Below are 14197 nucleotides of genomic sequence, written 5' to 3' on the forward strand. Positions count from 1 at the left end.
TCGAGCCGAGGAGAATACCCCGGGGGTGACGTAGGTCAAACCGGGGCGGCCGTGGGCTCTCCGAAGGACGCCAGGAAGTCATTGACAACACTCCTGGAGAACGGGTCCGTGTCCGGATCCTCCGGGGTGACGATGCTGACGGCGTAGTACTCGGACAGCAGGAGGCCCGTCCCTTCGACGGCCGCCGCGTTCTCCTGGGAGGAAGCATGGACCCCGGAAACCGTCGTCGCGTGCAGAGGCTGCGCGTGATGACGGTAGAAGACGGCGTAGGGACCTTGCCCCTCGACGTCGAGGGCGTAGCCGTGTTCCTCCCAGAAATCCTCCATCTCCTGGCCGGAGCTGAAGGTGACGATCCCCGAGAGGCCGTCGTTCTCCGGTTCGGGCAACCGCCAGTCGGCCGGGACGCCGGGCGGGAGCGGTTCCCCGTACAGGAACATCTCTGGCCACCGCTGCCGGCCGAGTCGAACGAAACGGCGCATGCCCTCGGGGAACGACGCGTCCACGACGAAGTCGGTCGAGTGTCCGGTGAGATCCATAAGAGTGCCTCGCGGTGGTGTAGGAGGTGTACAGCGGGTGCTTCGGTCAGGCCTTCCAGCCCGATGTCGGACCGTGATACCTGATCGCGTCGCGCGGGATGGCCACGTCGCTGTTGGAGAACCAGATGTGGTCCCGACCACCCCTGAGGCGCCCTGAGAAAAGTTTCTTCTCGACCTCGAACTCGATCATGTACTCGCTCTTTTCCTTGGTGAGACCGAGGTAGGCCTTGAAGCCGCCAGGCTTCTTGGCAATGTCCGCCGGACTCATGGGGGTGACGTAGACCGCTGTCGCGTTCTTGCTCTTGGTGTTCCTCGGGACCTTGAGGGTGATTCCGTCCTTGCCGCCGCCACCCATGATCTTGTTGTAGCCGGTCTTGTCCGTGTAGTGCCGGATGACCGCCTTGCACGAGGGCGCGAGGCCCAGCGGGTCGATCCATACGAGCGGGTTGACGACGTAGGCATGGTGGTGCGGTGCCGGTTCCAGACCAAGCGGATCGGGGCTGTGGTAGCGCGCCGTTGCCGGGTCGTAGTAGCGGTGGTGGTTGTAGTGCAGCCCCGTTTCGGCGTCGAAGTACTGCCCCGGAAATCGAAGCGGGCAGTCGGCCGCGCCTGGGGGCGGGTCCCCCAGCGGCAGGCCCCAGAGGGTGCTGTGGGCACGCCATGCCATGTGTCCTGACTCGTCGACGAGCTCGGTGGGCGTGCCGACGAGGTCGGTGACGATGGAGTAGAACCGCTCGTCCACCGAGGCGTCGTCGGCCTGCCGCTCACCGGATCGGATGCGCTGAGTCAGAGGCCGGTCCCCGCTCGGTTCCCAGTCCCACGTGGTGACGCGCTTCTCACCATCGCCGCCCACACCCGAGCAGCTCTCCTCGGCCAGTCGTGTGCCGTCCCACACGAAGTCGGTGCGCTCGACCACCGCCGTGCCGTCCGCGCAGAGGAGTTCCTTGGCGATGCGCCTGCCCAGAGGGTCGTAGCGGTAACGCCATTGACGTCCGTCAGGGGTGGTGACGGCACGTAGACGGTCCTCCGCGTCCCAGGTGAAGATCCATGTGCGGGACCCGCCGGACAGAAGGGCGCGCGTGTGACGGACCACCCGCCCCTGGGCGTCGTGCTCGTACCGAGACCGACCGGCGGTCTGCACCAGCGTGCCGCTGTAGGTCATCGGTCCCTGGACCTCGGCGTTTCCGTGGACAGCCGTTGCCGACGGGTCGGAATGGATCAGGTTGCCCAGGACGTCATACGCGTACATCTCGCGCCGGTCCGTGGCAGTGACGGAAGTGACGCGTCCGGTCGGATCGAGTTCGTACGCCACGGCGCCCGTGTCGGAGTCGGTGATGGTGCTGGGCAGACCGTCGGGCCGATAGGAGTACTGCCGGTCGATGCTGTGGGCTGCGCCTTCCGGTGACCGCACGGCTTGGGAGCGCAGCCGGTGGCCGGCGGCGCTCCACTCCTGGAGCAGTGACGCTCCCGTTGGAAGGGACCGCAGGATTTCGTGTCCTGCCGCGTCGTACCCGAACCCGACCGTCCGTCCGGAGCCGCGCAGTTCAACCGGCTGGTGAGCGGCGTCGTACCGCCACTCACTGAGCGCTCCACCAGGGGTCCGACGCCGTACACGGCGACCCACGGCATTGTATGCGTTGGTCAGAATCCGGCCGTTGCAGCTCTCCGTCAGTACGCGGCCGAGCGGGTCGTAGGTGAAGCGGAGCTCGGCATCTTGGTTGACCGCCCGGACCAGGCCTCCGGCCTGGTCATACTCGAAGGTGGTGACTCGCCCTTCCGAGTCCCGCTGCTCGACCACTCGGTCGAGGAGGTCATGGCGGTAACGGACAGTCTGCCCCGCTCCGTTCGTGCGGTCGGTGATGCGGTTCGCCCCGTCGTAGCAGTAGGTGACGGTCCTCCCGTTGAAGTCCGTTTCGCGGACGACGTTGCCCAGAGGGTCGTATTCGTACGTCCAAGTCCGGCCCAGGGCGTTGCGGACGCATACGGGGCGGAGCTCGGTGTCGTACGTGAACTCGATCCGACTGCCATCCGGGGCGGTTCGGGCCGCAGTCCTGTCGAAGGGCGCGGGTTCGAACCAGGTGACGTGGTCCTGCCTGTCGGTGTGAGTGAGGAGATTGCCCTCGGCGTCGTAGGTCCACCGCTCGACGCCACCGTCGGGATGAGACCGCCATGCCGGTCGCCCCTCGATCGTCCAGCCGACCACGGTCGTCCCACCGTCGGGCTCGACAATCTCCCGGACACGGCCGAACGCGTCGTATGCGAAGCGCGTGGCTGCACCCAGCGGAGAGAGCACCGTCGTCGGAAGCCCCGCGGCGTTGCTGCCCACCCGGCTCTCGTTGCCGAGCGCGTCGGTGACCGAAGCGACCGCACCGCGCTCGTCATAGCCGTACCCAGTGGTCGCGCCGGCGGGTTCCGTGATCGCGACGACGTTTCCACGCTCGTCGTACGCATACTGCCACCGGGCACCGTCCTGTTCAGTGGCCGAGATCAGTGCGCCATCGTGGTCGTAGGCGTATGCAGCGAAGCTTCCGTCGGGGTGAACAACCTGGAGGGTGTTGCCCATCTCGTCGTACTCATGAGTGGTGGTTCGACCGAGCGAGTCGGTGAAGGTGAGGAGATTGTCGTAGCGGTCCCAGGTACGGGTCGTGGTGTGCCCGAGCGGATCGGTCTCGGCTACGAGCTGAAAGGCGTCGTTGAAGCGGTACGTGGTGCTGTGGCCGAGTGAGTTCGTCGCAACGGAGATGTGGTTCTCCGTGTCATATACATAGGTGTAGTCGAGGATGCCGTCCGTGCCGGTGGTACGTGTGCAGCGGCCCGCGGAGTCGTACGCGTAGCGGTACCAGGTCCCGGTGCGGTCCTCCCATCCGGTGATGCGGCGCTGGTCGTCGTAGGAGAGGCGCAGCGGCAGCCCGGAGGAGTTGTAGATCTCCGTGAGATTGGCCTCGGCGTCGTATGCATAACGCATGAGAATCGGCTGCTCGGGGTCACTGAGCAGGGTGACCTCTGTGATCCGGCCCTGGTCCGTGGCCACGCCGATGCGGTAGCCGCCCGTGTGCGTGATCTCCTGGAGGTCTCCGTCAGCCCCGTACCGCAACTCGATGGCGTTGCCATTGCGGTCCCTGACCACGGTCAGTGGGAGCTCGGCGGCCGATCGGGCGGGTTGCGGCCGGAAGTTGAGGGCCAAGCCGGAGTCTGGCTGGCGGACGGTCATGGTGCCGCTCTCCGAGCCGTCCCACTCCAGCGGCCAGCGTGGACCCTCGACCGGCTGGACAGGCACGCCCTGCTCCGGGACAGGATAGGTGAGGACCATGCCATCTGCCGTGGTGAAGCGGACGCCGTCGGGTTCGAGGATCAGTCGCTGGTCCAGGGCGGATGCCCATGCGGGTCCGAACCAGCGGCCGGACCGGAGGCCCGTGCGGTGGTGGCGCTCCAGTTCCAGCGGGAGTACACCGTCCAGGATGAAGTCGGTTTCGGACATGACCATCTGGCCGGTGGCCATGTCGATCGGGTCGCCGCAGGTGACAAGCTTCTTCATCTGCCGGCCGAGCGCTCGGGTGCCTTTACCCAAACCCTTGACGCCGAGCGCCATGCCTTTGAGCCCGGTCTTGCCGAAGGCTTTCACCCCCTTGGCGAGTCCACCCAAAGTGGTCAGGCCCTTCATGCCGGGTACGCAGTCCAGCGCGGCGAACCCGACATCCCATAGGGAGGCTTGCCCCTTTGAGTATTTGTAGAGGGTGTCGGCGAGGACGACCGCCGCAGCGATCAGCACGATCGCGCCCAGGATCGGCCCGCCGATGATCATGGCGACGATCCCGAGGACGGTCACGACGACCTTGCACACCGCAACGATGGTGTCCCAGTTGTCGGTGAACCAGTCGCCGACCTCCTCCCACCACGACCGGTTCTGAATACCGGCGTCGGAGGCCTCGTCGATCTTCGACTTGGCCTCACGGGCCGCCTCCTCGCGCATCTTGCGCGCGTCCTCGGCCATCTTCTTGGCCGCGGCAAGGGCGTCCTGCGCGTCGGAGACGTCCGACTGGGCCCTGGTCTGCGCGGACTTGGCGTGCTGGACGTCCCGGGTGGCGGCGCGGACCTTGGCCTCGTCCGGCTTGTCCACGTCCGACTTACTGCCGGTGGGGTCGTCCTTGTACTTGTCCGCCTCCTTGCCGGCCCGTGTCACCCACGAGTCCGCCGAGGCCAGACGCGACTGCGCCGAGGAGAGGCTGTCTCGCGCCTCACGGCCCTTGCGCAGTGCCTTGTCCGCCAGCGACTGCGCACGCTCCAGCTTCGGCCAGAAGTCCGCCAGCGCGTCCCCGCACATCTCGTAGGACTTCTTCAGTTTCTTGAGGTTCTTCGGGACATCCGCGAAGTCCTCCTTGAAGACGTCCGCTGACTTGCCCGCCCACTCAAGGAGCGTCCCCTCCCCCGCCATGCCCTTGGCCAGACGCAACGCGTCGGACACATCGTCGGCGAAGTCGTGCAGGGTCTTCGCGAGTGTGCGCACCCGTTGCGGATCACCAGGCGTCGGATCCTTGTCCAAGTCCAAGACATGCCAATCCGAAGGCCTGTGCCCCGCCATACCGCAACCCCCGTCACAGACGTGTCACTGTCAACAACCATGTGCGCGTGTGAACTTACAAGGCACAGTCGTTCGATCAAAAGTTCGGCGCGGAAGTTCCATCGGGTCGATCTCGCCCCTCCAGGCTTGTCGCCCGATCTCGGTGGGATGCGAACAACCCACCTCCATGCTCAGGACTACCAGCTGGACCCCGTCGTCCGCGCCCTGTCGATGCCCCGGACGAACCTCCTGATCGCCGATGACGTGGGGCTGGGCAAGACCGTCGAGGCGGGCCTGGCCATGCAGGAGCTCATGCTGCGCCACCGCGCCGCACCATACTGATCGTCTGCCCGCCCGGGCCCACCCTCCAGTGGCGGGACGAGATGCGTGACAGGTTCGGCCTGGACTTCCGCATCGTCGACACCAAGCTGCTCCAGGAGCTGCGCCACTCCCGGGGCCCGCACGCGAATCCATGGACGCATTACCCGCGGCTGATCGTCTCCGTGGACTGACTGGAGCCTGAGCGCCCGCTGCGCATGCTGCGCGAGGTCCTTCCCCACGTTCGAACATTCGCGCGCCTTCGACCTGCTCGTCGTGGACGAGGTGCACATCTGCGCGCCTTCCGGCACGGGCGCAAGGCATACGAGAAGTTGTGGGCCTACGCCCGCTCCCGTCGCGGCGCTGGCAGCAGCAGCAGCGCGAGCGGACGGCATAGGCGGAAGCGGCGTCGATGCGTTTCCGGTTTGGCCATTCCTCCTCGTCCTCCCGGTACCGGAGCGTGAACTCCACCTCCACCGGACCGTTGCCCTGAATCCGCGCGTGCGCCTCGTCGCGACGCCATGTCGTCGACCATTCCTTCGTCGGGTTACTGCGCTCGCCTTCCCATCCCGAGGCGGCGTCTGCGGTGCGGTCCGCGCCTGAGCGGTGAACACTGCCCGCTCGTCCAACGGCGCCGTGCCACCGCCCTGGCGGCGCGGCGCGAAGGGCGGCAGCGACGGTGTGACCAGATCCCACAACCCGTCAGGAACCAGTCGCTGCGACAGATCAGGACCCACGAAGAGCAATGATGCCGCAGCTCGCTTCCTTATCGTCGCCCTCCGGCGCCGCGACGCCGCTGACCGTGCCGGGGCCGAGCCAGTACGTCACGGACTGATGTCCCCGCCGGATCGAGGGCGCCCCCTGGCCACAGGAGGCGCTCTCACCGCTGGCCGAGCCGGGCGGCGGGGTGGATCGAAACATGACCATCGTGGACGTGCTGACGGAATTCGCCGAGTCCGGCGGAATCGGCGTACTCAAACCGGGGGCGTCCCTCGCTGACGTATCCGAGCGGCTGGGGCCGCCTCAGCCCGGGGAGTACTTCCCGGGCCGGCGGCGGAAGAGGGGCGAGCCGCGCAACGTGCGCTACGGCGACGTACGCATCGAGGTCTGCTGCGACACGCTTCAGGCCGTGGCACTGAGCACCGGGACCGGGGCCGTCGACCTTCCGAGCGTCGTACCGGGCGAGACGAAGGAACTGCCCTCAACTGTGAGCGCCGCGCAGCTTCGTGAGGCGTTCGCCACGGCGGGGATACGTGCCGGAGAGGGGCTCTGGCCCGAGCCGGCCGACCAGCTCACCCTGGTGGTGCCCAACCCCCCGGCGGACGTGCACTTCACCTTCCGCCGGACCGACGCCGACGTGTCCGGGGACACCGGCACAGTCCTGCACAGCGCGATCGCCCGGAACCCCCACCATGTCTGCGGCTGAGACAACATGGGAATGAAGCCCGCACCTGCCTACCGGTACCAGTCCTCGCCGTCACTTTCGAGCGCGGTGCGCAAGTAGGTCTTGAGGTTCGGCGCTACGAGGCTCCTGTCGTCCGTCTCATGATCCCAGACGAACACCTCGTTGCACTCCGGCAGCCGGACAAAGGCGAACTGGTCGCCGCCGCCGCTGTCGCCGAAGAAGACGAGTGGATCGAAGGGCATGTACAACGAGCGGAACTGCTCATTGTCACGGAATGAGAGATTGTCACTCAGGATGCGCTCCGCAGACCAGATGAGGTCGGCGCCATATTCATCGGAGAGCCCATCGCTCTCCAGTAGGAATGATCGGAGATCGGTTGGGAGCGACTGCCCTAGAGTTTCCTCGATGCGGTCGAGGCTTGCGGCATCCACAGGGCTACGGAGTTCCGCTGACGGGAACGCTGCTGCTACTTCTCGCCACACTTCTTGGACCAATCTCTGCATGCGTGACTACCGGATACGCGGACTGAACGAATTGATGGTTCCGCACAGCCGCATACACCCACCGCCTCTTGAACCACGGCGGCAGCTTCCGGAACGGTACGAAGGGCGTGTCAGCGTGTCCCCGATCGCGCTCTCGGCGAAGCCGTATGGCCTTCGGCGCGCAGGGCCGCATACAGCTCCGAGGTCAACTCGCCGTTGAGCCAGGCCGCGTGGCCCGCCACTGCGAAGGCGAGCCCTCGCTGACCGGCGTCCGGCAACCACACCGGGACCCTGGCCGCCCTCCCCGTCACATCCACGGGACATCAACCCGTGAACCGGAACGTAGACGTGATCGCGTCGAAGATGTCGAAGAAGGAGTCCGCGAGGTCGAGGACCTGGCTGCTTCCGGCGACCAGGGCGACCTTGCCCTCCTGGCCGGGCACGGGAATGTATGTCTGCATCAGCACGGCACGGATCGTCCGGTTGAGCGCGTCGCCCGGTACGGCGATGTCCTCGATGCCGTGCGTGCGCGCGGCCGGGCCGACTCCGGGGATGTCGACGGTCGTGACCTTCCGCCACGAGTCCCCCTCCCGCTTCGCCTCCTTGACCGCGAGCTGGCTCGCGATGACGGCGGGGTCGTTCGACAAGGGCTCGCCGCGCTCGTCGCGACCGCCGACGAGAGAGACGGTCACCGAACCCGTGATCGGCGTGTCCCCGCCGAAGCTCTCCGCCATGCAGCCGCAGTACATCGCGCCCGACTTCCAGGCATCCGCGGCGGCCTTCCGGAGGAAGTCGACGTACGCGTCCCGGTACTGCTCCAGCTCCGGGCGCTGCCGCACGCGCTCGCTCACCATCCGACGGATCGAGTCGTCCCGCGACTCCGGCCGTACGTCGAACTCCCACCAGGATTCCGGCACCTTGATCCGAAAACCGCCCCGCTCGACGGTCAGTGCCTCCATGTAGCGGGCCATGACGCCGGCCTCCCCGTTCCCTCGATCACGTGTGCGCACATCGTGCCACTACTCCTCCAGCGTCCAGAACGGTGAGTCCTTCGGAGGTGCCGGGCGCACGGGATGGGTACCGAAGTCGATGTCCGCGTCGGCGGTCGGGTCTCTGATGGGAAGACGGTCCCGGTGGTCCCGGCTGTAGTAGGTCCCGTACGCCCAGTACTCCGGGAGCTCGTGGCCCATCAGGCCCACACCGAAAGCAACCGACTCCCGCGTCCCGTATACCGCGTTGATCCTGGCGACCGCCTCCGCGCGGCAGATACCGACGCGTTCCACGAGTACGTCCACCATCTCCCGGAAGTACACGAGCATCTCGTCGTCGAGAGGCATGACGAACTCCGTGCCCGTCGTGCCGGCCGTGGGGCACGCCCCGAATTCCACGAGCCACCGCAGGCGTCTGACCTCTGCCACGAGCTGTGGTACCGCTTGTCTGGCCATGGCGATGAACGCGGCGTTCTGATCCCAGAGTCCGTCGGCGCAGTCGACGTAGCGAGGTTGCTGGACGAGGGTGGCCGCGATCAGTTCCCGGTGGTCGAAGTCGGGCCATCGCTCGGCCCGGCCGGTGTCCTGCACCGTGCTGACCGCCACCAGGTTCATGGCGTGGTCATCGTCGAGGTTTCTGACGTGCCACGGCCCCGGGGTGGCGGACCTGCACAGTTCCTCGATCGCGTCCAGGTCGAGTTCATCGCGCGCCGCATCGAAAGTCATGCTCCAGTGTTACGACCCGGCAGTGACGAACCGGACGGGGGCTGTCCCCACCCCCGTCCCCCAGCCCACCGGATGGCTCGCCCCCGACTCCCCCAGGCACCGTAAGGGCACCGACCACACAGCGGAGAAGAGGTACTCGGCGTTCGACCGCGCGGTGAGCGTCCTGCGGAACGAGGACTAGGCGGAGGCCACGAACTCCGACCATGCCTCCGGCGTGAGCGCGAGCCGGGGGCCTTCGGTGTGCTTGGAGTCGCGGACGTGGATCACACCTGGGGTGGTCGCGATCTCGACGCAGGAGTCTCCGTCAGGGCCACTGCTGTAGCTGCTCTTGAACCACGCCAGTTCGGAGGCGTCCCCGATCGAGGACTTGCGGATCATGTCTCTCCCAGCAGTTGCTCAATGAAGGCCAGCGACTCCCGTGGTGGGAGGGCCTGAGCCCGGATGGTGCCATACCGCAGTTCGAGGATCCGGATCTGCTTCGGGTCGGTGGTCGGTCGGCCATTGAAGGCACCGTCCGACCGGCCCACCGCAGTACCGTCGCCGAACTTCAGCACCTCGATCCTCCCGTTCAGACCGGGATGGGCCTCGCTGCTCGTCGGCATCACCTGAAGCCTGACGTTACGCAACCGCCCCACCTCCAGCAGGCGCTCAAGCTGCTGACGCCAGACCATTGTGCCCCCAACCGGGCGCCGCAGCGTCGCTTCCTCCTGGACGAAGCTGAGCGACGGCGCCGGCGACCGCTCGAACACGGACTGCCGAGCCATACGCGCAGCCACCAGACGCTCCACCTCGTCCGGCGAGTACGCGGGCTGCCAAGACTCGAACAGGGCTCGCGCATGATCGGGGGTCTGCAACAGGCCGTTGATGCTGATGCTTTCGTACACCCCGATCTCCACCGCCTGCCCCTCCAACTTGGCAAGCTCCCGCACCCTCTTCGGATACCGAACCCTCTTCACGTCCTCCCAGGCCGCCGCAATCAGCCCACCCGCCCCCAGCGCCTCGTCAGCCCTGACGAGATAGTCCTGCCGAGGAATCCGCTTCCCGCCCTCGATCTTGTAGACCATGTCCTCGCCGTACCCGACGGCCGTTCCGAACTCGGCGGCCCGCATCCCCACCGCCTCACGCCGCAGCTTCAGCTGCCGCCCGACCGTGGCGATGACCGCGACGCCCCACTCGTCGTCCGGGTCCACCTCCCAACCCGGCTCGTCCGCCTCGCCCTTGAGCCGCCCCGCGTCCGCCTCGACCGTCATCCCGCACCCTTCCGCCGTCGTACGACCGTGCCCAGCGCCCTACCCGTACGCCCGGCCCCGACAGCCCGGACAACACCGGACAAGCTCCGGACAGTCACCGTACGCACCCGCTGAGTCACTGCTCACGGTAGGCAAGGACAGCCACGCTCAGTGACGTGAAGCAGAACTCCCCCGAAGTCACCACCGGCATCCGCAACTTCAGCCTTCAGCTCTCCTCCACGCCACGCGGCGCCCGCCTGGCCCGCCTGCTGGCCACCGAGCAACTGCGCTCCTGGGCAATCCCCTTGGACCCGGCACGGCACGTCATCGCGGAGCTGTCGGCCAACGCGGCAACGCACGGCCGCACCCCCGGCCGCGACTTCCGACTGCTCCTCTACGTCGTCGCCGGCACCCTCCGCATCGAGGTGACGGACACCCGCGCCGACCGGCTGCCGACAGCCCGACCCGGCCTGGGCCTCCTCCTGGTCGACGCACTCGCCGACCGCTGGGGCGTCATCCCGGGCCTGCCACCCCGCAAGACCGTCTGGGCCGAAGTCGACTTCTCACCGGATCCCGAAAGTCTGAGTTCCGGCGGCACAGGCGCCCTCCCCCAAGGACCACAAGAGTGAAAGAACCCCACCAAACCCCACCCCTCCTCCCAGCCGCCGGGCTGCCTCACCCTCGCGGGTGAACATCACCAACTCAGGTGGATTCGAGGGCCCTTGCCTGCCCTACGCTCGGCGCAACACAACCGCAGACATGAGACGGCCCCCGCCGGGACGGGCAATCCCAGTGCGAGGGCCTGACCACCGAGGAAGAAAAGGCCTTCCCGATGGATACGCAGAACCCTAACGTGCCCCCGCACGCCCGCACCCCCGTAACGGGGAAGAAGCACCCGAACCGGCGCCACCCCCACGCCGGTCTGGTGCACGACAACGCCCGCCACACCACCCGCTTCACGGTGATCGGCAACCACCTGGCCCAGCACCCGGAGCTGTCACTGCTCGCGATCGGGCTCTCGGTGCACATCCAGTCGCTCCCCGCGGGCTCCCGCATCGACATCAAGTCCCTGGCGGCTCGTTTCCCGGAGGGCGCGACCCGCATCGCCGCCGCCCTGCGCGAGCTGGAAGCCCACGGCTACCTGTGCCGCACCCGCGAACGCGTCCCGGACGGCCGGATCATCACCCGCACGATCTCCTGCAACCAGCCGGGGCACAGCGGCACGGACACCCAGCGCCCGGCCTCGAGGAAGCGAACGAGGCAGCCCGGCGGCAAACCCCTCCCCGCAGTACCGGGCCCGGCCTACCCTGCCCCCGCCCTCCTTCAGCGGGCCACGGACCTCCTCGCCGGCCTGCGCCGGGACGACCCCCGCCTCTTCCTGTCCGTGTGCGACACGGCCCACCTCGCCCCGGGAGTCGCCGCCTGGCTCGAACGAGACGTCACCCCGGCCGTCGTGCGGCAGGCCCTGACGACGGACCTCCCACCGGAGCCCCTCCACCGTCCGGCCGCCCTCCTGGCCCACCGCCTCACAGCCCATCTCCCGCCCCCGCCCCCGTTCCGCGCCCCTATGCCCCCTCCGACCGTGCCTCACCGATTCCAGACCTGCGACGGCTGCGACCGAGCCTTCCGCGCACCGGCCCCCGGCCACTGCCGCGACTGCCGCGCCAGTCGGACCGAACACCTGGAAGCCGCATGAGGAGGGCAACTGCCGCTCACGTTGCCGCGCTCCCCTGCCACCCGGGCGGGATAGCCTGGCCGGGGCACTACCTGGAGGTGGACACGATGAGCACTCAGGCCGACCACGGGCATGAGCTGGCCCCCCGCCCCCAGCACACTCCTGACGCCCTGCGCGCCGCCCTCGCCGCTGTCGATCCGGCTCGCCTGGAAGAGATGCAGGCCACGAAGGACGACGCCTTCGCCAAGGCGGTGGAGTGGCAGTCCCTCAGCCCGGTGCAGAGCTGGGTGCTGGCCTGGGCCCGCGACATCGAGATCGCCCGGCGTCCCGACCTGTCCACCCGCTACGCCCGCGCGAAGAGCAACCTGGAGCATGAGGACCCCGCCATCGCCCAAGAGGCCCTGCGTGACCTGAGCGCTGTCCTGGACGAAGCCATGAACGCAGTCCGCGAGTGAGCTGGAAATGGGAGTACGCCTTCGGCGCGGAGGAAGTGGCCCGAACCGCTCCCGCCGGCTTCCTCGCGGAGGTGGAACTCAAGGCAGATGAGCTGGTCAGAGCCGCCGAAGCCTTGCATATTCACGGACAGGCGCATGACGGGGCAGACCCGAAGGGTGGCGACGTCATCGTCCCCGACGGCATGTTCACGTACCAGATCGTCGTCCGCAGCGAGCGGATCTACGTCGTCCAGATCACGTACCTGGGCTTCTGACTCGACCGCACGAGACACAACCTGCCGTACGACTGCGCCCCTGGGCCGGTGAGCGCACCAGCGCCTTGTCCCGGTTGGCGTCCGTCCTCGTCGGCGGATCCTCGCACAGGTACATCTGCGCAATCGTACGGCCCCCCGCGTGGGCGGAACATGCCGTGACCACCCCGAACACAGCAAAGGGACCCGCACGACCGAAGTCGTACGGGCCCCTTCGAGCCACTCAGGTCAGTAGACCCTCAAGCCAGTCCGAAGACTCACTTGTTGATCTTGGTGACCTGGCCGGCGCCCACGGTCCGGCCACCCTCACGGATGGCGAACTTCAGGCCCTCTTCCATGGCGACGGGCTGGATGAGCTCCACCTTCATCTCGGTGTTGTCACCCGGCATGACCATCTCGGTGCCCTCGGGGAGGGTCACCACGCCGGTCACGTCCGTCGTGCGGAAGTAGAACTGCGGGCGGTAGTTGTTGAAGAACGGCGTGTGGCGGCCACCCTCGTCCTTGGACAGGATGTAGGCCTGCGCCTCGAACTCGGTGTGCGGCGTGACCGAGCCCGGCTTGATGATGACCTGACCGCGCTCGACGTCCTCGCGCTTGATGCCACGGAGGAGCAGACCGACGTTCTCACCGGCCTGGCCCTCGTCGAGCAGCTTGCGGAACATCTCGATGCCGGTGACCGTGGTGGTGGTCTTCTCCTGCTTGATGCCCACGATGTCAACGGTCTCGTTGACCTTGAGGACACCACGCTCGATACGACCGGTGACGACGGTGCCACGACCGGTGATCGTGAAGACGTCCTCGATCGGCATCAGGAACGGCTTGTCGACGTCACGCTCGGGCTGCGGGATGTTCTCGTCGACGGCCTTCATCAGCTCGAGGACGGAGTTGCCCCACTCCTTGTCGCCCTCGAGAGCCTTGAGCGCCGAGACCTTGACGACCGGCAGGTCGTCGCCCGGGAACTCGTACTCGGAGAGGAGCTCACGAACCTCGAGCTCGACGAGCTCCAGGATCTCCTCGTCGTCCACCATGTCGGCCTTGTTCAGCGCGACGACGATGTACGGAACGCCGACCTGGCGGGCCAGGAGCACGTGCTCCTTGGTCTGCGGCATCGGGCCGTCGGTGGCGGCGACCACGAGGATGGCGCCGTCCATCTGCGCCGCACCCGTGATCATGTTCTTGATGTAGTCCGCGTGACCGGGGCAGTCGACGTGGGCGTAGTGACGCGTCTCGGTCTGGTACTCGACGTGCGCGATGGAGATGGTGATACCGCGCTGGCGCTCTTCAGGAGCCTTGTCGATCTGGTCGAAGGCCGAGGCCTCGTTCAGGTCCGGGTACGCGTCGTGCAGCACCTTGGTAATGGCGGCCGTGAGGGTCGTCTTACCGTGGTCGATGTGACCGATGGTGCCGATGTTGACGTGCGGCTTAGTCCGCTCGAACTTCGCCTTCGCCACGGGGGTCCTCCTGGGGAGTGGTTCTGGTACGCCTTACTCGTCGGCGCCAGGTGATCTTTGCTGGAAAGCCCGGGCCCCGGGGCGCTCTCACCGCGATTGCGGCGGAATGCCCCTCAAGGCTC

15 protein-coding genes are annotated in these 14197 nt (G+C 67.3%); 7 read left to right on the forward strand and 8 right to left on the reverse strand.

The annotated features are described in order from the left end of the window. Positions 1-35: 35 nt before the first annotated feature. Both QNO09_RS32595 and QNO09_RS32600 read right to left on the reverse strand, forming a co-directional pair. A complete protein-coding gene (locus QNO09_RS32595; RefSeq protein ID WP_283973839.1) occupies positions 36-536 on the reverse strand; it encodes a hypothetical protein in 501 nt (166 codons plus the stop codon). Between the two features lie 46 nt (positions 537-582). Beyond that, the gene (locus tag QNO09_RS32600) at positions 583-5115 is read right to left on the reverse strand and encodes a DUF6531 domain-containing protein (RefSeq protein WP_349637004.1); all 4533 of its coding nucleotides are present in this window, start codon (positions 5113-5115) and stop codon (positions 583-585) included. 147 nt (positions 5116-5262) lie between these two features. Between QNO09_RS32600 and QNO09_RS32605 the strand changes: the two genes are divergently transcribed. From QNO09_RS32605 to QNO09_RS32615, 3 genes are all read left to right on the forward strand, one after another. Further along, complete coding sequence (locus tag QNO09_RS32605; protein ID WP_283973841.1) at positions 5263-5436, forward strand: DEAD/DEAH box helicase family protein; 174 nt, start codon at positions 5263-5265, stop codon at positions 5434-5436. Positions 5437-5477: 41 nt separating this feature from the next. Then, a complete protein-coding gene (locus QNO09_RS32610; RefSeq protein WP_283973842.1) occupies positions 5478-5606 on the forward strand; it encodes a hypothetical protein in 129 nt (42 codons plus the stop codon). Positions 5607-6331: 725 nt separating this feature from the next. Further along, the gene (locus QNO09_RS32615) at positions 6332-6838 is read left to right on the forward strand and encodes a hypothetical protein (protein WP_283973843.1); all 507 of its coding nucleotides are present in this window, start codon (positions 6332-6334) and stop codon (positions 6836-6838) included. Between the two features lie 29 nt (positions 6839-6867). Here the strand turns inward: QNO09_RS32615 and QNO09_RS32620 are convergent, their stop codons facing one another. The 5 genes from QNO09_RS32620 to QNO09_RS32640 form a co-directional block, all read right to left on the reverse strand. Then, positions 6868-7248: an SMI1/KNR4 family protein gene (locus QNO09_RS32620; RefSeq protein ID WP_283973844.1), complete on the reverse strand. Its 381-nt coding sequence runs from the start codon at positions 7246-7248 to the stop codon at positions 6868-6870. 374 nt (positions 7249-7622) lie between these two features. Continuing rightward, positions 7623-8270: a hypothetical protein gene (locus QNO09_RS32625; protein WP_283973845.1), complete on the reverse strand. Its 648-nt coding sequence runs from the start codon at positions 8268-8270 to the stop codon at positions 7623-7625. A gap of 48 nt (positions 8271-8318) precedes the next feature. Then, entirely contained in the window at positions 8319-9014 is a 696-nt protein-coding gene (locus QNO09_RS32630) for a hypothetical protein (RefSeq protein WP_283973846.1), read from the reverse strand. 177 nt (positions 9015-9191) lie between these two features. Continuing rightward, positions 9192-9392 carry a DUF397 domain-containing protein gene (locus QNO09_RS32635; protein WP_283973847.1) on the reverse strand — a complete coding sequence of 67 codons (201 nt, stop codon included), beginning with the start codon at positions 9390-9392 and terminating at the stop codon, positions 9192-9194. Then, positions 9389-10264: a helix-turn-helix domain-containing protein gene (locus tag QNO09_RS32640; protein WP_283973848.1), complete on the reverse strand. Its 876-nt coding sequence runs from the start codon at positions 10262-10264 to the stop codon at positions 9389-9391. Before QNO09_RS32640 ends, QNO09_RS32635 begins: the two co-directional genes overlap by 4 nt. Before the next feature lie 155 nt (positions 10265-10419). On the opposite strand from QNO09_RS32640, the gene QNO09_RS32645 reads away from it, so the two are divergent. The 4 genes from QNO09_RS32645 to QNO09_RS32660 all read left to right on the forward strand — a co-directional run bounded on the left by QNO09_RS32645 (position 10420) and on the right by QNO09_RS32660 (position 12627). After that, positions 10420-10872 (forward strand): ATP-binding protein, encoded by a 453-nt coding sequence (locus QNO09_RS32645; RefSeq protein WP_283973849.1) that lies wholly within the window; start codon positions 10420-10422, stop codon positions 10870-10872. A gap of 203 nt (positions 10873-11075) precedes the next feature. Continuing rightward, positions 11076-11939, forward strand: a complete 864-nt coding sequence (locus QNO09_RS32650) for a helix-turn-helix domain-containing protein (RefSeq protein WP_283973850.1) — start codon at positions 11076-11078, stop codon at positions 11937-11939. Between the two features lie 86 nt (positions 11940-12025). Further along, positions 12026-12373, forward strand: a complete 348-nt coding sequence (locus QNO09_RS32655; protein ID WP_283973851.1) for a hypothetical protein — start codon at positions 12026-12028, stop codon at positions 12371-12373. After that, positions 12370-12627: a hypothetical protein gene (locus QNO09_RS32660; protein WP_283973852.1), complete on the forward strand. Its 258-nt coding sequence runs from the start codon at positions 12370-12372 to the stop codon at positions 12625-12627. The genes QNO09_RS32655 and QNO09_RS32660 overlap by 4 nt, the downstream gene beginning before the upstream one ends. A gap of 254 nt (positions 12628-12881) precedes the next feature. Here QNO09_RS32660 and tuf read toward each other — a convergent pair whose 3' ends face one another. Beyond that, on the reverse strand, positions 12882-14075 hold the full coding sequence (gene tuf / locus QNO09_RS32665; RefSeq protein ID WP_030839706.1) for an elongation factor Tu: 1194 nt from the start codon (positions 14073-14075) through the stop codon (positions 12882-12884). Between the last annotated feature and the right edge of the window lie 122 nt (positions 14076-14197).

The sequence above is a fragment of the Streptomyces sp. 378 genome (genome assembly GCF_030124145.1).
GTDB lineage: Bacteria > Actinomycetota > Actinomycetes > Streptomycetales > Streptomycetaceae > Streptomyces.